The sequence below is a fragment of the Acidovorax sp. genome, from assembly GCF_016783915.1.
In the GTDB taxonomy this organism is placed as follows: domain Bacteria; phylum Pseudomonadota; class Gammaproteobacteria; order Burkholderiales; family Burkholderiaceae_C; genus Acidovorax.
Genome location: NZ_JADHVT010000064.1, coordinates 1 through 23,291 on the forward strand (window position 1 = coordinate 1; position 23,291 = coordinate 23,291).

At 60.7% G+C, this 23,291-nt stretch carries 24 protein-coding genes and 1 pseudogene; 10 read left to right on the forward strand and 15 right to left on the reverse strand.

The window, feature by feature from the left end:
- From ISS20_RS13160 to ISS20_RS13190, 7 genes and pseudogenes are all read right to left on the reverse strand, one after another.
- Nucleotides 1–421, reverse strand: a pseudogene (locus ISS20_RS13160) (cation-transporting P-type ATPase); the annotation flags it as partial.
- Nucleotides 422–530: 109 nt separating this feature from the next.
- Nucleotides 531–1,778: a TolC family protein gene (locus tag ISS20_RS13165; RefSeq protein WP_288851639.1), complete on the reverse strand. Its 1,248-nt coding sequence runs from the start codon at nt 1,776–1,778 to the stop codon at nt 531–533.
- Nucleotides 1,775–2,077, reverse strand: coding sequence for a DUF3240 family protein (locus ISS20_RS13170; protein WP_108499852.1), 303 nt, complete (start codon nt 2,075–2,077; stop codon nt 1,775–1,777). The genes ISS20_RS13165 and ISS20_RS13170 overlap by 4 nt, the downstream gene beginning before the upstream one ends.
- The gene (locus ISS20_RS13175) at nt 2,070–5,177 is read right to left on the reverse strand and encodes a CusA/CzcA family heavy metal efflux RND transporter (protein WP_291437267.1); all 3,108 of its coding nucleotides are present in this window, start codon (nt 5,175–5,177) and stop codon (nt 2,070–2,072) included. Before ISS20_RS13175 ends, ISS20_RS13170 begins: the two co-directional genes overlap by 8 nt.
- 1 nt (nt 5,178) lies before the next feature.
- On the reverse strand, nt 5,179–6,309 hold the full coding sequence (locus ISS20_RS13180; protein WP_108499854.1) for an efflux RND transporter periplasmic adaptor subunit: 1,131 nt from the start codon (nt 6,307–6,309) through the stop codon (nt 5,179–5,181).
- Nucleotides 6,310–6,377: 68 nt separating this feature from the next.
- Nucleotides 6,378–6,827 (reverse strand): hypothetical protein, encoded by a 450-nt coding sequence (locus ISS20_RS13185; RefSeq protein WP_291437270.1) that lies wholly within the window; start codon nt 6,825–6,827, stop codon nt 6,378–6,380.
- A gap of 144 nt (nt 6,828–6,971) precedes the next feature.
- Nucleotides 6,972–7,310 (reverse strand): DUF4148 domain-containing protein, encoded by a 339-nt coding sequence (locus ISS20_RS13190; protein ID WP_108499857.1) that lies wholly within the window; start codon nt 7,308–7,310, stop codon nt 6,972–6,974.
- 262 nt (nt 7,311–7,572) lie between these two features.
- On the opposite strand from ISS20_RS13190, the gene ISS20_RS13195 reads away from it, so the two are divergent.
- Entirely contained in the window at nt 7,573–8,907 is a 1,335-nt protein-coding gene (locus ISS20_RS13195; protein ID WP_108499856.1) for a heavy metal sensor histidine kinase, read from the forward strand.
- A 32-nt stretch (nt 8,908–8,939) separates the two neighbouring features.
- On the opposite strand, the gene ISS20_RS13200 is transcribed toward ISS20_RS13195, so the two are convergent.
- Nucleotides 8,940–10,256, reverse strand: coding sequence for an MFS transporter (locus tag ISS20_RS13200; protein ID WP_108500226.1), 1,317 nt, complete (start codon nt 10,254–10,256; stop codon nt 8,940–8,942).
- 101 nt (nt 10,257–10,357) lie between these two features.
- Here ISS20_RS13200 and ISS20_RS13205 point away from each other — a divergent pair, with 101 nt between their 5' ends.
- Nucleotides 10,358–10,636 carry a metal-sensing transcriptional repressor gene (locus tag ISS20_RS13205; protein ID WP_108500227.1) on the forward strand — a complete coding sequence of 93 codons (279 nt, stop codon included), beginning with the start codon at nt 10,358–10,360 and terminating at the stop codon, nt 10,634–10,636.
- 75 nt (nt 10,637–10,711) lie between these two features.
- Here ISS20_RS13205 and ISS20_RS13210 read toward each other — a convergent pair whose 3' ends face one another.
- The 3 genes from ISS20_RS13210 to ISS20_RS13220 form a co-directional block, all read right to left on the reverse strand.
- The gene (locus ISS20_RS13210; RefSeq protein WP_108500228.1) at nt 10,712–11,062 is read right to left on the reverse strand and encodes a DUF6488 family protein; all 351 of its coding nucleotides are present in this window, start codon (nt 11,060–11,062) and stop codon (nt 10,712–10,714) included.
- A gap of 32 nt (nt 11,063–11,094) precedes the next feature.
- Entirely contained in the window at nt 11,095–11,838 is a 744-nt protein-coding gene (locus ISS20_RS13215; RefSeq protein ID WP_199227824.1) for a HupE/UreJ family protein, read from the reverse strand.
- Between the two features lie 241 nt (nt 11,839–12,079).
- On the reverse strand, nt 12,080–12,433 hold the full coding sequence (locus ISS20_RS13220; RefSeq protein ID WP_146191474.1) for a hypothetical protein: 354 nt from the start codon (nt 12,431–12,433) through the stop codon (nt 12,080–12,082).
- Nucleotides 12,434–12,825: 392 nt separating this feature from the next.
- On the opposite strand from ISS20_RS13220, the gene ISS20_RS13225 reads away from it, so the two are divergent.
- The 5 genes from ISS20_RS13225 to ISS20_RS13245 all read left to right on the forward strand — a co-directional run bounded on the left by ISS20_RS13225 (nt 12,826) and on the right by ISS20_RS13245 (nt 18,111).
- Nucleotides 12,826–13,353: a DUF4148 domain-containing protein gene (locus tag ISS20_RS13225; protein ID WP_288851643.1), complete on the forward strand. Its 528-nt coding sequence runs from the start codon at nt 12,826–12,828 to the stop codon at nt 13,351–13,353.
- A gap of 252 nt (nt 13,354–13,605) precedes the next feature.
- Entirely contained in the window at nt 13,606–14,289 is a 684-nt protein-coding gene (locus tag ISS20_RS13230) for a heavy metal response regulator transcription factor (protein WP_108500232.1), read from the forward strand.
- Nucleotides 14,290–15,691: 1,402 nt separating this feature from the next.
- Nucleotides 15,692–17,017, forward strand: coding sequence for a hemolysin family protein (locus ISS20_RS13235; RefSeq protein ID WP_291437287.1), 1,326 nt, complete (start codon nt 15,692–15,694; stop codon nt 17,015–17,017).
- Nucleotides 17,014–17,508: a hypothetical protein gene (locus tag ISS20_RS13240; RefSeq protein WP_108500008.1), complete on the forward strand. Its 495-nt coding sequence runs from the start codon at nt 17,014–17,016 to the stop codon at nt 17,506–17,508. The genes ISS20_RS13235 and ISS20_RS13240 overlap by 4 nt, the downstream gene beginning before the upstream one ends.
- Before the next feature lie 60 nt (nt 17,509–17,568).
- Nucleotides 17,569–18,111, forward strand: coding sequence for an Rrf2 family transcriptional regulator (locus ISS20_RS13245; RefSeq protein ID WP_108500009.1), 543 nt, complete (start codon nt 17,569–17,571; stop codon nt 18,109–18,111).
- A gap of 127 nt (nt 18,112–18,238) precedes the next feature.
- Here the strand turns inward: ISS20_RS13245 and ISS20_RS13250 are convergent, their stop codons facing one another.
- Nucleotides 18,239–18,460: a hypothetical protein gene (locus ISS20_RS13250; protein WP_291437288.1), complete on the reverse strand. Its 222-nt coding sequence runs from the start codon at nt 18,458–18,460 to the stop codon at nt 18,239–18,241.
- Between the two features lie 110 nt (nt 18,461–18,570).
- Between ISS20_RS13250 and ISS20_RS13255 the strand changes: the two genes are divergently transcribed.
- Nucleotides 18,571–18,876, forward strand: coding sequence for a helix-turn-helix transcriptional regulator (locus ISS20_RS13255; RefSeq protein WP_291437289.1), 306 nt, complete (start codon nt 18,571–18,573; stop codon nt 18,874–18,876).
- A 32-nt stretch (nt 18,877–18,908) separates the two neighbouring features.
- Here the strand turns inward: ISS20_RS13255 and ISS20_RS13260 are convergent, their stop codons facing one another.
- Nucleotides 18,909–19,757, reverse strand: a complete 849-nt coding sequence (locus ISS20_RS13260) for a hypothetical protein (RefSeq protein WP_291437290.1) — start codon at nt 19,755–19,757, stop codon at nt 18,909–18,911.
- 320 nt (nt 19,758–20,077) lie between these two features.
- Between ISS20_RS13260 and ISS20_RS13265 the strand changes: the two genes are divergently transcribed.
- Together ISS20_RS13265 and ISS20_RS13270 are read left to right on the forward strand one after the other, a co-directional pair.
- Complete coding sequence (locus ISS20_RS13265) at nt 20,078–20,311, forward strand: hypothetical protein (RefSeq protein ID WP_124511455.1); 234 nt, start codon at nt 20,078–20,080, stop codon at nt 20,309–20,311.
- A 100-nt stretch (nt 20,312–20,411) separates the two neighbouring features.
- Nucleotides 20,412–20,687, forward strand: coding sequence for an H-NS histone family protein (locus ISS20_RS13270; protein ID WP_108625388.1), 276 nt, complete (start codon nt 20,412–20,414; stop codon nt 20,685–20,687).
- Between the two features lie 755 nt (nt 20,688–21,442).
- Here ISS20_RS13270 and ISS20_RS13275 read toward each other — a convergent pair.
- The gene (locus ISS20_RS13275; RefSeq protein ID WP_291437295.1) at nt 21,443–22,408 is read right to left on the reverse strand and encodes a phage capsid protein; all 966 of its coding nucleotides are present in this window, start codon (nt 22,406–22,408) and stop codon (nt 21,443–21,445) included.
- Nucleotides 22,409–22,542: 134 nt separating this feature from the next.
- Nucleotides 22,543–23,025: a hypothetical protein gene (locus ISS20_RS13280; RefSeq protein ID WP_291437297.1), complete on the reverse strand. Its 483-nt coding sequence runs from the start codon at nt 23,023–23,025 to the stop codon at nt 22,543–22,545.
- Nucleotides 23,026–23,291 lie beyond the last annotated feature (266 nt).

Consider the following 23,291-nt stretch of genomic DNA (forward strand, 5'->3'; position numbering starts at 1 on the left):
CACCCTGCGCGGTGCGCAGCAGCGCAGTCTGGGGCACCGAGCCAATCAGCGACTTGATGGATGCCCGTGCACGATCTGTGTTCAGCTCGGCGATGAATTCGGCAATCAGGATGATGACCATCAGCACTGCACCGGCCAATGCTTCTCCGCCGAAGACTGCAACCAGCGTCGCCACGGTGACAAAAATTTCCGTACCAATCTTGCGTTCGCGTACCAGGTCATTCACGCCTGTTTTGACAAGCGGGTACAGACCGATGGCAATCGCGACCCAAAGGATCTCGACCGCTACCAAACTCCGCCAAAAGAGCAGTGCAATAAATCCGGTGACTGCAATGCGTGCGACCTCCACCCACCGCTCATGTGTCATCAGAGCTTTGAGATTCGAGGCGGCAGGCTGTTGATCGGCTGGAACTGTTGTCATGGTTATTCCTCCGTTGATGTGGGTCCGCATACCACCGCGAACGGTGGCAACGTCTCTACTGCGCCTTCAGCGCAGCGCCCGGCACTCACGCACCAGGCGCTGGGAAGGCTCAGTCGTCGTCCAAGCCCCAGACCAGGTGGGCATCGATCATCAGCCGGCTTTGCGCGCGCAATGCTTCGACGCGTGCCTGCTCGGCAGCCATGGTGGCGTCCAGAGCCTGTTTGCGGGCCAGCAACAGGCCTTGCAAGTCCACCTCTCCCAAGGTGTACGCACGCTGGGTGAGACGGGCACTGCTTTGCGTGGAGGCCAAGCCCTGCGAGGTCAGGCGCCAGCGCTCGAAGCTCCCTGTGGCATCGATGTAAGTACCACCGACTTCAATCTCCAGAGCGCGGCGCTTGCCATCCAGCCTGGCGCGCGCGGCCTCGGCCTCCTGCAAGGCTTGCAGCATCCGCTCATTGCGATAGGTACCGCTCAAAGGAATGCTGACGCTCACGCCGTAGATCCGCTCGCTGCGTCTCGCTTCGGAGGCAACGAAGACGCCCACGGTGGGGTCAGGCGTCTTGTCGGCACGCATGCGATCTGCCAAGAGCGCTGCCTTGCGCGCCTGTGCCTCGGCCATGCGCACCGGATCGCTCTCTGCCAGGATCCGCTCGCGCCACTGCTCCTGCGGGGTTTCCAATGGCTGAGGGTCGGCCACCAGTTGCGGCAGGTCTGTGATGAGAGGAAAGCGTGCGCGCAACGTGGCTTGGGCTTTGGCCTCAGCCGTCGTCGCGGCACTGAGCTGGCGGTCCATCTCGATCATGTCGGTCGTCGCCAGGTTGACGTCCAATACGGATGCGTCACCGGCCTTGCGGCGGCTTTCCACAGCTTTGAGGTTCTCCTGCGCAAAGCCCCTTTGCTCAGCGATCACCTCCTTGATGCGGCGTGCGGCGATGACATCCATCCACAGGTCGGAGAGCGCTCGCGCTGATTCGTGGATGGCCTCCCCGATCTGGGCTTTGGCGATGTCGATGTCGGCGTTCCCGATATCTCCATCCAGCCGGGCCTTGCCGGCAACGCGCCACCCGCGTTCGATACCAGCTTCCCACTCGTTGGAGCGTCCTCCCGCGTCGTACCTGCGGCTCTGCACGGTCGCACGCGTAGTCCACTCATGCGATCCCACACGCAACGCTGCAGCACCGTGCCCTGCCGCCGCCAGTGCGCGGCGCGCCTCCAGCACAGCAGGATCCTGATCAATTGCCTGCCGCACCAATGGGGTAGGCAGCAACTCGGGCGCCGATCCATTCACCCACGCCCCTGCTGGCAGCGCCAACGTCATCAACGCGGTCGATCCCGCGATGGCAATCCACTGTTTCATTCAACTACCCCTTCAACACTCAATTCGCAGGCCCAGAAGCACACACCCGTTCCCTTGAACTTCTGATGCACCATCTCCAGGGTCTGCTTCAATTGCTCTTCGGTCACGATCAGCTGGATCTGCATGGACGCGCTGCGCCCCATGACCTGTTCCACGCCAGAGAGGCGCCCATGCGGGGTTCCATGGCTGAAGGTGGCCGTGCTGGTGAACACCTGGTCCGGAACGGACGTCAACAGGGCATCCAGCAGCTTTTCCGCGATGTCGGGACCGCATACCAGTGAAAGACAGTGCTTAGGCATTTGCGGCCTCCGGGGTGGTTGCTTCGATCTGCTTGGGCTTCGCGTGTGCAAAGCGCAGGTAGAGAATGGGCAAGAGAATGAGCGTCAGCGCAGTGGCGGTGATGAGGCCACCGATCACCACAATGGCCAGAGGCCGCTGGATCTCGGAGCCCGGTCCCGAAGCGAACAGCAGCGGAATGAGACCGAACGCCGTGATGGCTGCAGTCATAAGCACTGGCCGCAGTCTTCGGCGTGCACCCTGTGTCACGCAGTCCACCAGAGACATGCCTTCGGCATGCAACTGGTTGAAGTAGCTGACCAGCACCACCCCATTGAGCACGGCGATGCCCAGCAGCGCAATGAAGCCGACCGACGCGGGCACGGACAGGTATTCCCCAGTCAGCCACAGCGCAAAGATGCCGCCCACCAGCGCAAACGGAATGTTGCTGAGCACCAGCAAGGCTTGCCGCACCGATCCGAAGGTGGAGAACAGCACCAGGAAGATCACGCCGAGGGACAGGGGGATCACCAGCGTCAGGCGTGCTGCCGCGCGCTGCTGGTTCTCGAACTGGCCGCCCCAGGTGATGCGGTAGCCGGTGGGCAACTGCACAGCCTGGCCGATCTTGGCCTTGGCCTCCTCGACGAAGCCCACGAGGTCGCGGCCCGTCACGTTGGCGATCACGACGTTGTAGCGGCTGCCCATTTCCCGGTCGATCTTGACCGGTCCGCTGTCGCGCTCCAGCGTTGCAAGCTCCTGCAGAGGAACGCTCTGGCCATCGGGAGTCGTGATCGTGAGCGCTGCGAACTCGGAAGGAGACACCTTCACGCCATCTGCTCCGCGCAAAACAATAGGGATGCGGCGGTTGCCGTCGATCACCGTACCAGCGCGTTGCCCTTCAATCTGCACCCTGAGCGCATCCTGCACGTTCTCGACCGACAGGCCGAAACGCCCTACGGCCACGCGGTTGACCACAACGCGCAGGTACTGCACGCCATCGTTCTCCACTGTATACACGTCCTGGTTGCCGGGCACTTGCTTCATCAGGCCTTCGATCTGGCCGGCCAGCTCGTTGAGCTTGTCGAGGTCGGGACCGAACACCTTGATGGCGATGTCGCCCCGTACCCCGATGATCATTTCCGAGACACGCATGTCGATGGGCTGTGTGAAGCTGTAGCTGATGCCAGGCAGCTGGTCCAGCACGCCGCGGATCTTCTCGATCAGCTCTTCCTTGTTGGCAAACTTCCATTCAGCACGTGGCTTCAAGATCAGAAATGTGTCTGTCTGGTTCAAGCCCATCGGATCCAGGCCGATCTCGTCGGACCCCGCCCGCGCCACCACACCCGTGATCTCGGGGATCTCCTTCATCAGCGCCTGGTGGATCTTCAGGTCTAGCGCGGCCGTTTCCTCCAGGCTCACAGAAGGCAGCTTCTCAATACCGACGATGATGTCGCCCTCATCCATCTGCGGCAAGAAGGTCTTGCCCACAAACGAGTACACGACAGCAGCAGCCACCAGCATCAGACAGGCCACCACATAAACCACCCGCTCGCGGCGCAGTGCGAACGCCAGCGCTGGCTCGTAGGCCTTGAGCAGCTTGCGCGGCAGCCACGGTTCGTGGTGCGCCACCTTGGTGAGCAGAAAGGACGACAGCACCGGGATGATCGTCAGCGAGAGCACCAGCGAGCTGGCCAGCGCGAAGACGATGGTCATGGCAACCGGCACGAAGAACTTGCCTTCCAGCCCTTGCAACGTGAGCAGAGGCAGGAACACCAGCACGATGATCAGGATGCCCGCGGCCACGGGTGCCGCCACCTCGCGTACCGCCCGGAAGATGATATGCAGCCGCGGCAGCTTGCCTTTGGACTCATCTTCAGCCTGGTGCTGCACGATGTTTTCCACCACCACCACGGCGGCGTCGACCAGCATGCCCAATGCAATGGCCAGGCCACCCAGGCTCATGAGGTTCGCTGACATGCCCGCAGCACGCATCAACAGGAAGGTCGCCAGTGCGGACAGGGGCAGGACGACTGCCACCGCCACAGCGGCACGGACGTTGCCCAGAAACGCTCCCAGCAGCACCAGAACCAGTACCGTTGCTTCCATCAGGGCGCTGGACACCGTGCCCACCGCCTTCTCGACGAGTTGTGCGCGGTTGTAGAAGACCTTCAGTTCGACGCCAGCAGGCAGGGTGGGCTTGATGTCCTCGATCTTGCGGGTCACACCTTCGACCACCTTCTGGGCATTGGCGCCGGCCAATCCCAGCACCAGGCCCTGAACCGCCTCAGCCTTGCCATCCTTGGTGACCACACCGTAGCGTGTCACGCTGCCATCGCGCACTTGCGCCACATCCTGCAGGCGCACGCTGCCGCCCTTGTCGTTCTTGACGACGATGGACATCAAGTCATCCTTGGTGCGAATGCTGCCCTCGCTGCGGACCAACAGCACTTCATCACCTTCGCCGAGCCGGCCCGCACCATCGTTGCGGTTGTTGGCTTCGATCGCTTCCTTGACCTTTGTGACAGACAACCCCATGGCTGCCATGCGCACGGAATCCAGCACGACCTCGAAGCTGTGCACCTTGCCACCCAGCGCGTTCACGTCAGCGACACCAGGCACAGAGCGCAACGCAGGCCGGATCACCCAGTCCAGCAGGCTACGGCGCTCCTCCAGTGTCATGGTCGGCGCCTCCACCGTGAACATGAACATCTCGCCCAGCGGAGTTGTGACAGGTGCCATGCCGCCCGAGATGCCCGGCGGAAGGTCGGCGCTGATGTTGGCCAAGCGTTCGGACACTTGCTGGCGGGCCCAGTAGATGTCAGTGCCGTCTTCGAAGTCGACGGTGACGTCCACCAGACCGTACTTGGTGACAGAGCGCAGGATCCGCTGCTTGGGGATACCGAGCATCTCCACCTCGATGGGGATGGCTACACGGCTCTCGATTTCTCCGGGCGTCATGCCTGGAGCTTTCATGATGATCTTCACCTGTGTGCTGGACACATCAGGGAAGGCGTCGATGGGCAGGTTCTTGAACGAGAACCAGCCCGCGCCCGCTAGCAGGGCGCCAGCGAGCAGCACGAACAGCCGCTGCGCCAAGGCAAATTGAACAAGGCGTGCCAGCATCTCAATTGCTCCCGCCCTTGCCCTGCCATGCTGCCTTCAGCGCGATCACGGACGCAGTGGCGATCTCCTGCCCAGCCTGCAGCCCGCCGGTGACACGCATGGTTTGGCCAGCGCTCGCGAGCACCGAGACTGGCGTGGCGACAAAGCCCTTTTCCGTACGGACGAAGACATAGGCCTTGTCTCCTTGGCGCACCACCGACTGCAGCGGCACGGTCCAACCCTCGCTCCCGCCAGAGAAGGGAACCTGCACCTGCAAGATCTCGCCTGGACGCAGCTGCTCGGCGCCCTTGGTGACTACGGCCTTGAGGACAAGGATCTGGTTGTCGCTGACGGTCGGGCCCACGCTGAGGGCCTCGCCCTGAACACCATCGCGTCCGACCACGGTGATGGCCGACCCTTTCACGGTTGCAACCTGGGCGGTGCGGGCTGATGGAATCTGGATATCCAGGCCCAGCTTGCTGGGGTTAGCGATGCGCATCAGCAAGTCAGCCTGCTGTACACGCTGACCGGGCTTGACGGACAGGTCAGCAACAAGCCCCGCTCCCTTGGCCCGCACCGTGACACTCGTCTCCACACTACCGCCATCGGCGATGCTGCGGATCCGCGCGTTGTCCAGGCCAGCCAAGCGGAGTGCAGCTTCGGCCTGCCGCTTACGGGCTGCGTCCTGGGCGGCAGTGGCTTCAGCCTCCTGTACACGGCGCTCGGGAATGATCCCTTCCGAAAAGAGCTGGCGCTCGCGCTGCAAGGCCTTCTGGGACAGGCGGCTGCTGGAGCTCACCTCCATCAGCTTGAGCTGCAACTCACCCAGTTCCGGGCTGATCAAGCGCATCAGCGGCTGACCGGCTTTCACAGCATCGTTCTCAGCGACCAGCAGCTGGTCAACTACGCCTGCAAGCGGTGCGCTGGCAATCTGCTCCTGTCCGGGAGCGAGCACCACGCGGGCAGAGTAGGTCTGGCCTGACGTATCGCTGGATTTTTCAAGGCGTTGCACTTGCACGCCCAGGGACTGCATCTGCGCAGCACTGACGGGAAACTCGTCAGCCGCCAAAGCCGCTATGGGCGACGCGATCAGACAAGGAAAGGCGAAAACAGCCAGGCGCCCAAGCGCCAGCCGGGAAAAACGGTACAGCATCGAAAACTCCACGAAAGACAGCACCCCGCGATACGGGCGCAGTCAGGAAAAGCGAAAGAAGGGGCTTTTCAGGCGTGGAGCGGAGGCGCACGGCCTCCCGGGGGCAAACTTCGGAACGAAGGATAGATGGGGGCCACATACGCTGGCCAGGTGTGCGGCTCTTCGCTTTGCGCGAAATCGAAAATCTCAGCAAACGCGACATAAAGCGCAAAGGCTTGTGTGGCCGCGCTCAGTTGGCCAGACGATGCCTGAAGTTGCACCGCCATGGTGGCATGTGCAAACAGAGCGAGGTTGTCGCCATCGTCAACATGCAGCATGCCTGCGGATGCACCATCTTTCACGGCACCAATCCATGAGGCGTCAATGCCTGAGTCGTGGTGGTGTTGATGCAACGGCGAGGCGATCTGGTCCCATGCCAAAACCAGTACCAAAATCCATTTAGCAATCCACCACGCGTGCGCCAGAGAGACCGAAAATCGGCTCACTTGGACTGGGTCTTTGCACGTGAGGGAAGGCATAGGGGGCCGTGTGTGTAGCGGCATCCATTGTACCTCAGCCGTTGAAAATTTTGATGTCTGCTTTCAGGACAATTTGGTGTAGCTAGAGCACCGTTCCAGTGAACCAATGCCGCCTGGCTTGCGCTCAAGCTATCCGTACACTGTTCAGCTGCCAGCTCCGTACATCTCCTGACGGTACTGCCGTTCGGACTCGGTCATCGTCAGGTATTCCTGCTGCACCTGCTCACGCGTCTTGGTTGGGCCCGTCAGCTTCATCGGCAACGGCGCACCCCGCGACATGATGGCCAAGGTGCCATCCTTGCGCGCAGCCTCGACGGCCTGCAGCACCTCCCCCCGGGACTTGGTGCTCTGCTGGTGTTCCGGGTGAGTCGTGTACCCGATTTCACCGCCAGTCGGGTGATACAAGGAAGAAGCCGACACCAGTCCAGGTGCCGCCACCGCGATAAAAGCCAGAGAAAGAAGAAAGGATTTGCGAGAGTACATGGTGATGTCCTTCTGGTTGGAGATGAACCGCGGCAACTTGCCTCGGCTATGTCTTTTGACATGGCACCCACTGTAGAAATCGAACTGCGACAGCCCCCCAACGTCCGGATTACAAATTTGTAATCGGCAACTCGCCCGCTCTCTCAGAAAATCTATTGATGACCAACCCGCTTGTCGAACAGCCTGTCTCTGGAATCGGCCGCCCGATCCATTGGCAACCCACAATGCATCTGCCTCTTACTAGAACAGCTGGACGGCGGGCATGAATCGCCTCGTTCGACCTAGCTCCCTGCGACAACGTCTGACCTGGTGGCTCGCGTTGCAAAGCTTTGCCGGCCTAGGCTTGGTCTGTCTGGCTGTGTATGTAGTGACCGAGGCTAACTTTCATGAGCGACAGGACGAGACGCTCGCCCAGAAGGAGGCAGTGGTCCGCCACATGCTGACCGATGGCAAGGAGCACAAGAACCTGGACAATTTGTCTCACGGGCTCAGTGATTTTCTGGTCGGCCACGGGGACCTCTCGCTTCAAGTGGAAGACCCATCCGGCGCCGTTCTATTTTCTGATACACGGAATCAGAATAAACGCACAGTGCTGCGTCACCGCTTGTTCGATGTGGGCCAGGTTGCCGGGCCAGACACTAAAGTAATGCGCGTGCAACTGTCGTTAGATATCCAGGCCGACAATCTTCTTTTGTATCGACTTCGTCTCACGCTCTTTTTTGCGGCAGTAGGTGGCGCAGTCATCATTACGCTAGGCGGCGTCTTCCTGGTCAAGTTGGGCTTGGCTCCAGTGGATCACTTGGCAGAGCAGACCCGTTCGCTCTCGGTGCACAACTTGCATCACCGCCTGGATGGAATAGGCCAACCACTTGAACTGGTTCCTCTGGTTGAACAGTTCAACAGCCTGCTGTCGCGCATCGAAAAGGCCTATACCCAGATGGAGGGATTCAATGCGGACGTGTCCCACGAGCTGTGCACCCCGTTGGCCACGCTCACGACAAGCAATGAACTCGCTCTCAGAAATTCCAAGGATGCGGACACTCGCGACGTGCTGGCATCCAACCTCGAAGAACTGCAGCGCATGACGGGCATCGTCAACGACATGTTGTTCCTGTCACAGGCTGATCGCGGTGTTAGCGCGCGCAGGGCGTACATCGGCAGTTTGGCGCAGGTCGCCAGCGACGTTCTTGACTACCATGAAGCCGCGCTGGCTGAAGCAGAAGTAACAGCCGTGATCCGTGGCGATGCCACAGGGACTTTTGACGGGCCTCTGTTACGGCGCGCAGTATCCAATCTGCTGGGCAACGCAACACGCTATGCCACAAGAGGCTCCGAGGTACGGATCTGCATCGATCCTCAGACCGACGGCCGTGTTGCCATCAGCGTGGAGAACCAGGGGGCACCAGTTGATCCCATTGATCTCCCTCATTTTTTCGACCGCTTCTTTCGCGGAGATCGTTCACGCACGCACGCGCAGACCAATCACGGGCTGGGTCTCGCCATCGTCGGAGCCATTGCCCGCATGCATGCGGGAAAGCCATTCGCCACATCAAAGAACGGAATTACCCGCGTTGGAATCGATGTTACTAGCCGCTGAGGCAAAGCAAGCTGGAGTTTTTCAACGCTCCGTTAGTGAGGCCAGCGCTGGTGTTCATCATCAATGACAAAAGCATGCGAATGTTTCTGCATGGCACCTTGCGGCACTTCGACAAGGTGCGGGTGATCAGGCGGGAGATTCTCATGGGTGTGTGCAACCTCCGCAGGCTCATGCTCAGGCCACATAAGGGCAGAAAGGGCAATGGCGGCAACTGCAACCACGCCGAGTGACACAAAGCTGACATCAATCCCGTAACGTGCCCCCACCCACCCGGCCAGAGGGTATGTGATCAGCCAGCAGGCGTGTGAAAGCGCAAAATGGGCGGCGAACAAGGCCGGTCTGTCGGCATCAGTCGATGAACGGCGCAACAGCCGACCCGAGGGCGTTTGGGCGAGCGAGTACCCAAGGCCCATCACGAACCACAGGGGCAACAGCACCTCGAACCGGGTGGCAGTGATCCAACCGAGCACCAGCCCTGCTGCAACCACCGATGCGCCAGCGAGCATGGCGGGCCTTTCGCGCACGTTGTCCAGCAGCCTGGGCAAAGCAAGGGCCATGACCATGGAACCGGCCCCAAAGCACGCAAGCGCAATGGCCGTGGATGTCTGGGTCAACCCCATCTGCGACTGCACCATCACGACTGTATTGACGATCACCATCGCGCTACCTGCCGCCACCGCCAGATTGAGCGCCAGTAGCCCACGCAGCCGCGGCGTCGCCAGGTAGATCCGCATCCCCCGGGTGGTGCGCTCGTAGATGCTGCGCTTGGGCGGCATCTTGGCTATGGGAAGCACTACGGAGACCACCAGCGCCGCTGACGCGATGAATCCCACCACGGTACCGCCAAACAGGCTGTGGTAGCTCACGACAGTGAGCAGCAGCGCGGCGAGCATGGGACTGACCAGGGATTCGAGGTCGTAGGCCAGGCGCGACAGCGACAGGGCCTTGGTGTAGTCGGCTTCCTCCGGCAGCACATCGGGGATGGTTGCCTGGAACGTCGGTGTGAACGCGGCCGACGCAGACTGCAGCACGAAGATCAGGACGTACACCTGCCATATCTGCGTGACGAACGGCAGCACCAGTGCAACGGCTGCCCGGACAAGGTCCAGTGCGACCAGAACAGCCCTGCGCGGCAAACGCTCTGCCATGGCGGATGCGACCGGCGCCACGCCGATGTAAGCCAGCATCTTGATGGCCAACGCAGTACCCAGCACGGCGCCGGCATTGGCGCCTGCGAGGTCGTATGCAAGCAGGCCCAGCGCAACAGTTGCCAGGCCAGTTCCCAGCAGCGCAATCACCTGCGCGAAGAACAAATGCCGATAAGTCCGGCTTGCGAGCACGTCCAACATGCGTGGCCTTTCGAGAAACGCCCTTTCGCATCCGCCTGCAATCACGGCATAGCGAGGGTTGTAATATTGACTTTAACGTATCCTGGGGGATAGGATACTTCATGACAGAAAATCATGTACATGCCAGTCATCCCGACGTGGTCAAACGCCTTAAGCGTGCGCACGGCCATCTGGCCAACGTCATTGCCATGATCGAGGACCATCGCCCTTGCAGTGACATTGCGCAGCAACTGCATGCTGTGGAGCGCGCGATCAGCGCTGCCAAGAAAGTGGTGATCCACGATCACCTCGACAACTGCCTGGACCAGGTTGTGGGCGCAAGCGCAGCGTCGGCACGTGCCTCCATCGCGGAGTTCAAGGATTTGACGAAATACCTTTGACCAAGCGGCAGCATTCTTGGCCCCGGTGTTCGTCGGTTGAGCGGGCCCCCGCTCCCTGCCCGGGGGCCCTGGACATTACTGTCCCGTGAAGTTCGAGGCAACGAAGTTGCCTGCAGGGGTAAAGAACATGTAGAGGGTTGCCTTGCTCTTGTCCTGCTCAGCAGGATTGCTGTAGGTCACGCGCCATTCCTTGCCCTTCTTTCCATCGATGAGCTCAGCCTTTTCGCTCTTGATGGCCTGCCAGCCCTTGTCCAGCTTGCCACTGCCCACCAGGGCATCCTTGCGCTGATTGGCGCAGCCCACCACAACCGTATCGGTCGTGGGCTTGTTGCCGTGGAAATGGCAGCTGCTGCCCTCTGCGGCCATTGCTGGAGCCGCGAAGGTGAAGCCGGATGCGATGGTGGCGGCGGCGATGATGTACTTCATGGTGATTTCCTTTAGGGTGGTTGAAAAACGGATCAAAGGGTGTTGCGACTGTTGTCAGTCGAGTTCTGGATATCCATATCTTCATGGATGTGCCGGTGCTCGGTGGCGGGGAAACGGAAGCTGTCTGGATCGACGTCGTGCTGGTATCCGTGCAACTGCATGAAGAGCAGGTACACACCGGCATAAAACAGACCCAGGTTGGCCACGTAGCTGAATCGCTTGAACGACGGCCTGTGGCGCCACAAGGTAAGCAGAGCGACCATCGCGGCAAGCGCTGCGATCTGGCCGAGTTCGACGCCCAGGTTGAAGCTCAGGATGCGCAGCAGCATGGAGGTGTTGTCGTCCCCCAGCGGCAACTGCTGCAGCCGCGTCGAGAGCCCGAAACCGTGCAGCAGGCCAAAGCCGAACACGGCCGCCAACAGGTTGGGAGACTTCGCGTTGAAGTACTTCTGGAACCCCCCGTTGTTGTCGAACGCCTTGTACATCACGCTCAGCGCGATGATGGCGTCGACCAGGTAGTAGTTCCAGGTGATCTTGAAGTACGTGGCAAAGATCAGCGTGATGCAGTGGCCAATCGTGAACACCGTGACGAACTTGGCGACGTCCCTGAAGGAGGTGAGGAAGAACACCACCCCGAACAAAAATAGCAAGTGGTCATAGCCGGTGAGCATGTGGCTCGCGCCAAGACCGATGTACTGAAGATAACCACCATCCAGCATGCGCTGCTTGTCTTCGTCTGATATGCCGTGTGCGACGGCCATCAGAGGAATGAGCATGAGAAATGCCGGAGTGAGCCGCCTCAACCAAAGCGGTAGTTTCATGAAGTGCCTTCCAAAAAAAGAGCGAACAAAAGCTCCAAGGCGCGCGATAAAGCGGGTCTTGGTATCGGACGACCAGGCAGGCCGAGCCAGGCGCGCGCAAAGCACACGCTTATGGACATGCCAAGGACGTCAGGAGAAGAGAGGTGAGGCGCGAAGGGCGAACAGACAGGCGGAGGTCGCTGTCAGTCGCCAACGCTCAGGCGAGCGCTGATGGGGGCCTTAAAAGGCCTTCAAGAGATGGGGGGCTGTACCGCAAAGCGGCAGGAGCCGCAGGGCTGGATGGAGGAACGCTGGGAATGCTCCATGAAGCACTGGACAACAAGGCTGCGGGGGTGATCCCCTCGTCCGCATGTTGATGGGTGTCCAGGCCGCCAGAGGCTTCAAGATGCAGGGACTTGTCGGCATGGTGATGATGGTCCACGTCCTGCGTGTGGACCACCATGTGTGTCAACTGCTCCGCACGCTGGGCCACCGCAAAGGGACTGGCCATGCCAACGGATTGCCACAGCAGGGCAATCAACAGGAGCATGGACCACAGGCGTCGGGACATGGCGCCAGATTCTAGATCAGCGGCCCGCAGAAATGCGTGGGCTGCGATGAAAAGCCATTGTTTCCGCCAAAGCTGACACAAACGTAATCTGGCAGTCAGTGCCCGAGCAGGGCGTGCTTTCTAGACTTCATTCCGTGGTTCGCGAAATGCACCACCCGGCTGCCGACAACGCGGCTGGCCCACCAGGAGAACACCATGAAGTTTCGTCGCTCAATCGACTTGCTCAGCCTGATCTTTGCCAGTGAGCTTTTCTTTGGATCCGAGCACCGCACCGCATGCGCGGCACGGCCAATGAGCCGCCACCACTAGGTCGACTGAGGCGAGCCAACAGCCCCCGCGGCGCTCTCTCAACTCAGATTCCCCAGCAGATTCTTTCATTGAAAGGTATGACCATGAAACTCACCACCGCACTGTTGATCGCATCCTTCGCAGCTGCACCGGCATTCGCCTCGGAGCAGGCCGCGCCGCTCACCCGCGAACAAGTCCGCGCTGAAACCTTGCAGGCCATGCGCGACGGCACCATGCTCTCGGCCGGCGAGGCCAGCTTGCCGATGCGGAAGATCAATCCCCGTGCATATCCTCCAGCACCAGCCCCCACCGCCTCCAAGTCGCGTGACCAGGTGCTCCGCGAGTTGAACCAGGCCATCCAGAGCGGCGAGATGCTCGCCGCTGGCGAGTCCGGCATCAAGCTCAATGAAGTTGCTCCCGGGCAATACCCGACCCAGCGGTTGGTTGCGGGCCCCTCGAAGACGCGCGATCAGGTCAAGGAAGAGCTGGCCCAGGCCATCGCCAAGGGCGAGGTCGCGGTCAATGGCGAAGACGGGCGCATGCTCAAGGAGGTGTTCCCTGGCCTGTACCGAGACACCCAGGATGTTGCGGCAGAGCGCAGCTTCAAGGGCGGCGGAAGCCAGGGTATGTGATTGAGTCTCAAGTGCATAAGGCTCCCTGGTAGCCTGTTCGTGGAGTACAAGAGAAGTCGTTGATCAGGCGACCCCAAAGCGCTGCCGCGCCACCGCATGGTGGCAGCGGCAGCTTGGCCTTTGAGCCCGCCCCTAGCTAAGTTGACCTGTGCGGCACCAGGACCTTCTCCGGGCGCGGATCGCAGCCGGGCGCGCGCACCGGAGTTACAAGTTATTGATCTGCAAAAGCCCGATATCTCGGAAAATCGTTGAATGAAAATCCTGCTCATTGAAGATGAGGTCAAGCTCTCCGAGTACCTGCGCAAAGGACTTGGCGAAGCCGGCTACAACGTCGATGTGGTTCACAACGGCGTGGATGGTCTGCACATGGCTCTGGAGGGTGCACACGACCTCGTGATTCTTGATGGGATGCTTCCAGGCATCGACGGGTTCACGCTGTTGATGGCCTTGCGCAAGACCAGGCAGACCCCCGTGCTCATGCTCACGGCGCGTGTCAGCGTTGAAGACAGGGTGCGAGGACTGCAGACCGGCGCAGATGACTACCTGGTCAAGCCCTTCGCATTCTCGGAGTTGTGCGCCCGCGTACAGGTGCTGCTGCGCCGTACCCATGGTGCTCGGGATGCAGGGGAACCCACAGTGCTGGGCCTCGCAGACCTGGAACTCGATCTGATTCGGCGGAAGGCCTCGCGCGCGGGCCAGCGCATCGAGCTGACCGCCAAGGAGTTTCTGCTGCTAGCGCTGTTCCTTCGCCGCAAGGGCGAAGTGCTTTCCCGCACTGAGATTGCCGAGCAGGTGTGGGACATGAACTTTGACAGCGACACCAACGTTGTGGAAGTCGCAATCCGAAGGCTGCGCACAAAAATGGACGTGAACTTCGACAAGCCATTGCTCCACACGGTAAGAGGCATGGGCTATGTCATGGAAGAGCGCTCCTGACCAGCAGCATGAGAATGCCGAGCTCTGCGCAGCGCCTGAGGCGCCCCGCAGGCGGCACGGATGAGGTGCTGTATGCGGGGCCGAGGCACGTAGTGCTGGCGGAAGCAACGCAAACTCGAATTGCTTACTCAGGTAGCACATGCCCAAGGGCATGAATCTCTCGGACCTCTCACAGCTTCGGCTGAAGGCCATGGCGAGACCATTGAATGAGAGGTCGCTCAAGACACCAGGCTTCCACACACCCGCTGAGGTATTCAGCGAATGTGCGGCATCGACCGGTTGAATCTGCCACTGAATCCCGCCGTCAACATTGGAGTGTTCCATGCGGAATGGATTGCCTGCCACCAGGCATCGGGCGATGCTCCATCCTCGCACGTGTCACCTCTAATACAGATGTGTTTTAGCGCAGCAGCCGCACTGCCGCGACTCACCGTTTATAGAGGGTCACGAATAGTCGAATTCAGGAACGGATCGTGAAGGTAGCGCAACAGCTTTTTAAAACCACAGAGGAAACCGGTGGGACCTTCTACTGGCCTCGTGAAATTGAGCCGTGTGAGGAAATACCCTTCCGTCGTCCAGCGGACGATGACAGCGCCCGCAGCGTCGAAGAAATCTGTACGGCGTAGCCTTTGTCGCTTGCCCGCTGGGTGTTGCACCGAGGGCTCTCAGAACGAAAATCTGTGATGGCAATGGCTTGCGATTTGGGCATGCAGAGGCTCCGCGAGGCAAGCCGCATTCGAATTGAAAACGCACTCCTGATGGGACGCGAATCCAAGTAGTGTGCAGATGCACTAGGTTGCTTGGGCTCTGCGCTCATCCTAAGCCCACATTAGGCTCACCAGGGGTCAGCCGAGTGGTCTCTATAATTTCCGCACCATGCTACGGCGCTTCATCGCGGTTTTGATTCTCCACTTTCTTTTGTGTGTGGGTTTGTCTGCCGCCGGTTTGAATCCGCCCGTCTCTGTTCCGCAGGGTACCGAGGTAGTGGAGCGCAGTACGCCCAGTGGCCCAGGAACACCCCTCGCCTTTTCTGACGCGGACGACCACGCCTTGATGGACGACAAGGGCGATCTCCCGGATCAGCTGGAGCCGCAACGGCGAACCAGTTCAGGCGGCACCAACACGAAGGATGTGGCTTCCACAGGTGCCGCCCCAGTGCTGTCTGCTGTCGTCGATCCACCCCACAAGCCGCCCAGGCTGACAGGCTACCTCGCCTGATTCTTTGCACCGCGCAGTTGCGCGCAGGGCCAGTGTCACCCGCTGCCGCCCTTTTTGATGGTCTTCTGCTGTTCCTGAGCTTCAGCACAAGACACGTCCGCTGCTTCATCTGTCCCTCTCTGCCAAGGCGCTACCCACATCGATTTAGTGGCTGCGACCATGCAAACCGCAAAAAAACTCCATCATGGAAATTGCCATACTCTTTGCCCTCATCTGTCTCAACGGCCTGTTTGCCATGTCAGAGATCGCTCTGGTCACGGCCCGCAAGGTGCGGTTGCAAAAGCTGATTGATGAGGGCGATAGCGGTGCCGCCGCTGCCGTGAAGCTGGGCGAAGACCCCACGCGTTTTCTCTCCACCATCCAGATCGGCATCACGTCCATTGGCGTGCTGAACGGTATCGTGGGCGAGGCTGCCCTGGCAGCGCCGCTGGCATCGTGGCTGGAGCGCCTGGGCGTGCCGCTGCCCTACGGCGGCTACGCGGCCACCGGGCTGGTGGTGGTGCTGATCACGTACTTCTCCATCGTGGTGGGCGAGCTGGTGCCCAAGCGCATCGGTCAGTCGTACCCCGAAACCTTTGCCCGCTTGGTAGCGCGGCCCATCAACTTTCTGGCACTGGCCACCAAGCCGTTTGTGCTGCTGCTGTCCACGTCCACTCGCACGCTGCTGCGCCTGCTGGGCGTGAAGGAAACCAGTGGCAGCCCGGTGACCGAAGAAGAGATCCACGCCATGCTGGTCGAAGGCACCACCGCCGGTGTGATCGAGTCGCACGAGCACACCATGGTGCGCAACGTGTTCCGCCTGGACGACCGCCAGATCGGCTCGCTGATGGTGCCGCGTGGTGATGTGGTGTGCCTGGACATCGATGCTCCGTTTGAAGACAACCTCAAATGCATCGAAGAGTCCGATCACGCGCGCTTCCCGGTGGTGCGCGGTGGCATGGACAACATCCTGGGCGTGATCAATGCGCGCCAGTGGCTGTCGCGCACGCTGCGCGACAAGGCGCGCGGCGGCCTGGTCGACCAGCCGCTGCAGACGGCGCTGTATGTGCCCGAGACCATCACGGGCATGGAGCTGCTGGACAACTTCCGCCTGTCCGACGTGCACATGGCGTTTGTGATCGACGAATACGGCGAGGTGCAGGGCATCGTCACGCTGCAGGACCTGATCGAGGCCATCACCGGCGAGTTCCAGCCGCGCGACCCCGAGACCTCGTGGGCGCTGCAGCGCGAGGACGGCAGCTGGCTGCTGGACGGGCACATCCCCGTGCCCGAGCTGAAAGACCGCCTGAATCTGGATGCCGTGCCCGAAGAGGAACGCGGCCGCTACCACACGCTCAGCGGCATGATCATGCTGCTGACCGGCCGCCTGCCCAAGGTGACCGACACCGTGCAGTGGGAGGACTGGAAGCTGGAAGTGGTGGACATGGATGGCAAGACCATCGACAAGATCCTGGCGACACGCGTTCCCCAGACAGCAAAGGCTGAGGCCCTGCAGGAGATGCCATCGTGAGACTGCAACTGTCCAGCGGCATCATGCTGACTGGCACTTGCCGCAAGACGTCGTGGCAGGGCTGGCGCCTGTTGTTTGCAATGTTGGCCGTGTTCTCGAGCGCTGCGTGTATGGATGGCTACCCGCAGCACGAAATACCTGCCATTGACCCGCTGGACATGACCCAAGACCAGCGCCTCGCCTCCATGAACGCGATTGGCGAAGAAGCCCACCCCGAACGCCAGTGGAGCTACGACCTCCTTCCTGGTTGTGTTTTGCGCATCGATGTCGATGGTGCGGCAGGTCCGCGTCCGGCCATCGATATCCCGCTTCTTGGTGCAAGCGTCAAGGTGGCAACGAACAAGACAGACGAGACGTTCGATGTTGAAGTCAAACCCGCCCGCCCAGCCTCCGAGGGCGAGACCACGGTCCTGGCAGCCCAGGAATGGGCGCAGGCCATCGGGATGGCCAGGATTCTGCGAATGGTAGAGAAGGGTTGTACTGATGCGTGATTCGGTACTAGACAACGATCAGACTGATACCGTGAAACAGCACCATGAAGGGAGCAATGCATGCGTCTGACGACACGAAGCAGGTTTGCGCTCATTGCTATTGCGGATGTCGCTGTACGTGACGTCCATGGGCCCGTTGCGCTGTCTACCATTGCAAAGCGGCAAGGTATTTCACTGTCTTACCTTGAAACGCTGTTCAGCGCGCTGCGTCAAGCAGGACTGGTCGCGAGCACGCGAGGGCCAGGTGGTGGATACAAATTGGCTCGGAACGCGTCCGACATCACCGTTGCCGACATCGCAAGGGCCTCCGAGCAAGGGGAACTAAGAGGTGTGTCCTGCGAGCGTGACTCGATGAACGCCCGGCAAGGGGCAATAACCCATGATCTGTGGCGAGCATTCCATCAAACCGTGGATGACTATCTGCAGTCCGTCTCTCTGGCCGATGTGGTGAGAGAGCATCTTGAAAAGGGGGACATCAAGGAAGGACTGCGCCCGTCAGCGCCTGCCCCCAAAAGACGCCCACTCCATCCAGAGCGGCAGCTCCCTACTGGAAATGTTCCGAATTCGGTTTTTGCGCTGGGTAGGACTCTGAGGGCGAGATAGCACTCAGCTCAGAGCCCCCTTTGAGCCGTGATCCGCCGTCTAGAAGGACTGCAGGTGCACGTTAGACCATCAAACACACCAAAATCACCTGTGCCAAAAACGCCATGGTGCTTTCTCCTGTCCAGCCTTAACTGGCCATCACAAACGCCACCATGGCAACGATCAGTAAGCCCCCAATGAACTTGCCCAGTCCTGGCAACACCATCACAGGCCACACCAACCCCTGGCCCAGGTGGTACGCAAAACTTCGGTAGGGCTCATCCCCCCAGTTGTTGGCATAGATCGCATACAGCAGCCCGAACAAGAAATACCCCACCACCACCCAATGACCCCAAGCAAACCGCTTCATGGCAATTCCTCCTAAAGTTGAAGCACTAACCACTCAAAATTCCCACGGAGCGCACAAATAGTGATGCAAACTCCGTAGATGCAAAGAAGGCAAAACCGCATCCTCCCGCGGTGTCTGCCAAACCCACGCCCCCGACCCATCTGCCTGACCCGGGCAACGTGCGCGAAGTCCTCGCGTACTGGATTCGGCTACTGCGTGTAGAAAAAGGCTGGTCTCAAGAGCGCCTGGCCCATGAGTGCGAACTGGACCGCACCTACGTCTCTGCCGTAGAGCGCTGCCGCTGGAACATCGCCCTGGCCAACATCGAGCGCCTGGCACAGGCCCTGGGGGTAGAGCCCTGGACCCTGCTCAAACCCCCAGAGCAAGCGATCAAGCTCGCCCGCAAAGTCGCCAGAAAACCCGCCGTCAAGACTTGAGACTGCAGCCGAAGGCAAAGGTACACGCACCTTCATTGCGAAGTCACCGGCTTACCGTCCCGCGTGAGCGACCCCTGCTGGTACACAAACTCCACCAGCTTCTGAGCCGCCTTGCGCTGCTCTTCCTCGGGTTCGAACGGCCCCGCAAACCCCAGCATCCGAATGGACAGCTTGGGAGCCTGATTCGGTTTCTCCTCGACCACAGCAAACACCAAGTCAGAGCAAGACCCAAACTTCGGAGACACCTGCACCCCCTGGGCCGATACCACCAGAACCTGGAACAGGGCAGGGCAGGCGGTTCCCGATCCGCTTTGCAGCAACAGCACATCTTCTGCACCCACCGGCGCATGGCGCACGATGCGCACGGATTCCTCCTGAGGCGATAGAACGGTTTGCCCGTTTAAAACAACCGAAGAATCTCCCTCCTGCACAGCCACAACCCCAAACCGGGTCTTGACCTGCATCTCAGGCTCCTCCAGCGCAGACTCCACGCGGGCATCTCCCGCGTCAATCATCCCCAGCCAAGCCGACGGCGAAACACTGAACCCCAACTCACCCAAGACCTTGGTGGCCGGTGCCTGACTGTCCAGCGGCCTGGCCCGCACCCCCTCGACCAGACACGGCATGTTCTGCACACACTGCGACAAAAGCCGCTGGCCCAGAGCACTCTTTGGATCGAACACAAACGCCACCAGATCCCCCGTCTCTGGGCTGACCTCGAACACGGCCCCCTGTTCCCCCCGGCGATCCAGCACCCCAGCGATCTCCAGAAACCCCGAAACCGTCTGCACCGGCAACTCCGGCGCTTGCACTTCGGCCTCCTTGCGCTGGCAACCGCCCAGCGACCCAGCCAGGCCCAACACCGCTAACGAAACAACCACCAGGCTTGGCGCAAGCCGCACCCTTCTTCTCATGGACTGCATAAAACTCCCTCTCTGTTAGTAAATGATATGTGATGCAAATACATCAATTGAACGCCAACCAAAGACCATCGGTTGACCGATTGCTGAACGGGCAGGGATGGGGAAGTGGCTGCGAGATCTTTGCCGCAGCTCAGCCGCTACCGTGTGAGATGTTCCATATGGAGCGAGAACATCCCTGCCCGTGACCAGCTTCCCCCGTGGACCTGCACAAACTCCGTTGCCTTGGTACGATCCCAAGCGCACGCAACGAAGACCCCCACCAAGAACAGATCCCCTGAGTGAAGAACCTGAGCGCCTCCATCTCGATGAACCCGTCCACCGCCAGGAACTGCTGCGGCTACTGCCGGGCCACCAGCTACCACCGCGTGCTCGCACGCGATGACGCCGGAGTCATGCGCTACACCGAAGCCCTGCGTTGCACCGGTTGCGGCCGGGAATACGCCAACCTGCAGGTATGGCGCCAGGGCGACACCCAAGACGCCACGACTCCCCCCGTTGCAACTGCCAACTGAGCATTCCTGGGCTCCGGTTCGCGTAGAGTGCTTCCTGTGTCTAAAAGGTCCTCCTTGGACCCAATCACAACACCCCAGCACTCACTCCCAACGCACCCCCATGCCCAGCTACGCCGAACTCCTCGCCCAGAAAAAACTCCTCGACGAACAAATCGCCAACGCCAAGAAGGCCGAGTCCGAACAGGCCCTCCAAACCGTCCTGCAACTCGTTCAGGAATTCGGCTTCACGGCCCAACAGGTCTTCCCCTGGAAGCCCCAGCCCAAGAAGGTCGCTGCCAAGTACCGGGACCCCGACACCGGTGCCACCTGGTCCGGCCGAGGTAAGCCGCCCCAGTGGATTGCAGGCAAGGACCGCACGCCCTTTGTGATTGCCTGATCGGTACGGAATGGGAGCCAGCCAGTGCGGATGCACTGTCTGAGCTCCCGCCAGATCACTGGGGGCTCTGGCCTTTGCCGGGAGACAGTGCGATCGCTGAGAGGACCATCCCGCAGTCCAGGTTGCCCTCCAATGTACGCGCCGACCAAACAGCCCTAAACTCCGCAACCCGCACAGCCGCCTCATGGTGTGGATAGGCACCAGGAACCAGACGCTGGTTGTGCCCCAGTCCCCATCCAGGATGCACCCGGGTATCCAGGATCAAAAGCCCCGTGGACTCCGTGCACACCACACTGCCTGATCCTTCCCCCACCGGTCTCCAAGGCCCCTCCACCCCGACCACTAGCATCCATTGAGGCGGCGGGGAAGGCGGGCGAGGAGCTCCCCGCACCTCCCTGGCAATCGACTGCCACAGCAGCAGCACCAGGCCACCCCGGTGAACCGCGTCGTGACACAGCGCCAACAAGTCCGATGGTCCCTGCTCCCAAACCAGTTGAGCATGAAGCCCCGGCAGAAGCCGCTGCGCATGGCGCAACACCCCGGCCGCACTGGTCGCAGTAGGTACTGCCACCCGCTGGCCGGTGAGCAGGGCCACTGCCTGCTGCAGTACCACCGCCCCCGTGCGATGCGGTGGTGCTCTATGCCTCACCAGAATCCCCGGCAGCACCTTGGCGCCTGGTGCTGAATCCAGCCCACTGCGATAGCAAGGCACAGTCTCCATCACCAACCCCACCGCATAGCGCCGAACGAGCCCCTCAGGCAACCGCATGGGAAGCCCCTGGATCACCCGTTGCATTGGCGCGCATTCCGAGTGCTTCCTGCTTGCGATGCAGCTTGCCCCGCAGCGAGATCGGCGCAGGTGCTTGCGCTGCTCCACTATCTCCATCCGTATCGGAATCTGGATAGAACTCCTCGACGACCTCCACCCCTTCCTCTTCCGACTCCTCGAACTCCCCCAGCGCCAAACCCTGCCGCGCCGCTTCATCCAGCGCCGCCTGATCCAGCCCCAGCGCAGCCTGTTGCTCACGTTCCTGCCGCGCCAACGCCACGACCTGGGCCAAGCTGCTACCGGCTCTCAGCGTCAGATCGACGTAGTAGATCGGCGTGCGGTGCGACAGCGTGGTGGACTTGCCCCGCAGCCGAAGCTCCAAAGGCAACCCGGCCAGCAACCCACCCGACACCGCAAACAGATACCGCAGCCGAGCTGAGAGGGTCCGGATGCTGTTGAAGCCCGTGGTCCGGAACACAAAGCTGCCCAGTTCATCGCCAGCCAAGCCTGGTTCGGTATTCCCCTCCGCCTCCACTCGCACATGCAGCCGCCCATACGGCTTGCAGTTCCCGTCCTGCGCCAGCGCACACACCGCAGGCGAAGGGCAGGGCAGGGACTGCATCCCCGACAGGGTCACCCGCTTGCAGCTCTCCCCATCCCCCACACACAGCGGCCGCCCTGTAGCCCGGTCAAACATCGTGTAGTTCGCCCGCAGACTTAGATCCGGATCGTCAAACAGCAACCGCACCGGAATGCTGCGCAGCTTGGCCCCTGGCTCCTTGCGCAACTGGGCATCTACCGGATGCAGCACCCACCCCTCCTTGTTCTGAACCTGGCTGGTCAAGGTGAACTCATCGTCCTTCTCCGGCAGACGACGTCCTGCCTTCTCCACCACCCGCCCAATCGCAATGCGCCCGATCACGGGCGGTGTCAAAGCCAAACCTTTGAGCATGTGAATCTCCTTGTTGAATGTCAAAACACCCCTCCAAAACACAACGGGCCTCACCGTCACCGATGAAGCCCGTCTGGGGATGCGTGTATGAAAATGAAATGAATGAACCTGGCCCCGATGTCCCCGGCCCACCTTCAGGTCTGCACCAGGAACCTGCGACTCCCTGGTTTGGGCACCGTGTACGCCTTCACGATCTCCGGCTGCTCCTTGGCCAGCCGCGCTGTATCGAGCTGCGTCCCATCCCGGCTGCGTTTGAAACTCACTTCCCCGTTCTCAAACACAGCCCGACTGGAATCCCCCCTGCGCTGCTGAATCGCCTGCGTGAGCTGTGCTTCCAGCGCCGTGTTGGTCGCCAACACCTCCCGCACCGCCAACAGGTCCGAGAACACAGACCCCATCACAAGGTCATGCTTGAGGTTCAAGGTGAAGCCGGTGTCCCGGGGATACAGCGCCCGCAAAGCCCGGTCTGCAGAATCCGACCCATCGGCCGGAGGTGCCTGGCCCCGCTCCACATACCCCCAGAACTCCCACTCCAGGGTGATGAGCTGGGCGATCAACTCCTCATCCCGCTCGATCCGAAAAATCTGCAGTTCCTGGCCTCCGAGCAGCACCGCCACATCCGCAGCAGCCTTACCGACTGGCCGAAACAGCTGATTTCAAACTATCAAGCAATAGGCTCTTGCGCGCACAGATTGCGCCTGACAAAGGTCATGACTTCGAAAGTGTGAATCTCGGAAAAAATTTGTATCCGTCCGGTGACCCCATATTGAAAGCGCCGTGAGAAGCGGGCATCGTGTCCACGATTGGAGGATCGTGGAGACGATGGAACAGTTTTCAAGCGAAGGCCGGCCGCGCCGGCGTGAATACAGCAAAGCGTTCAAGG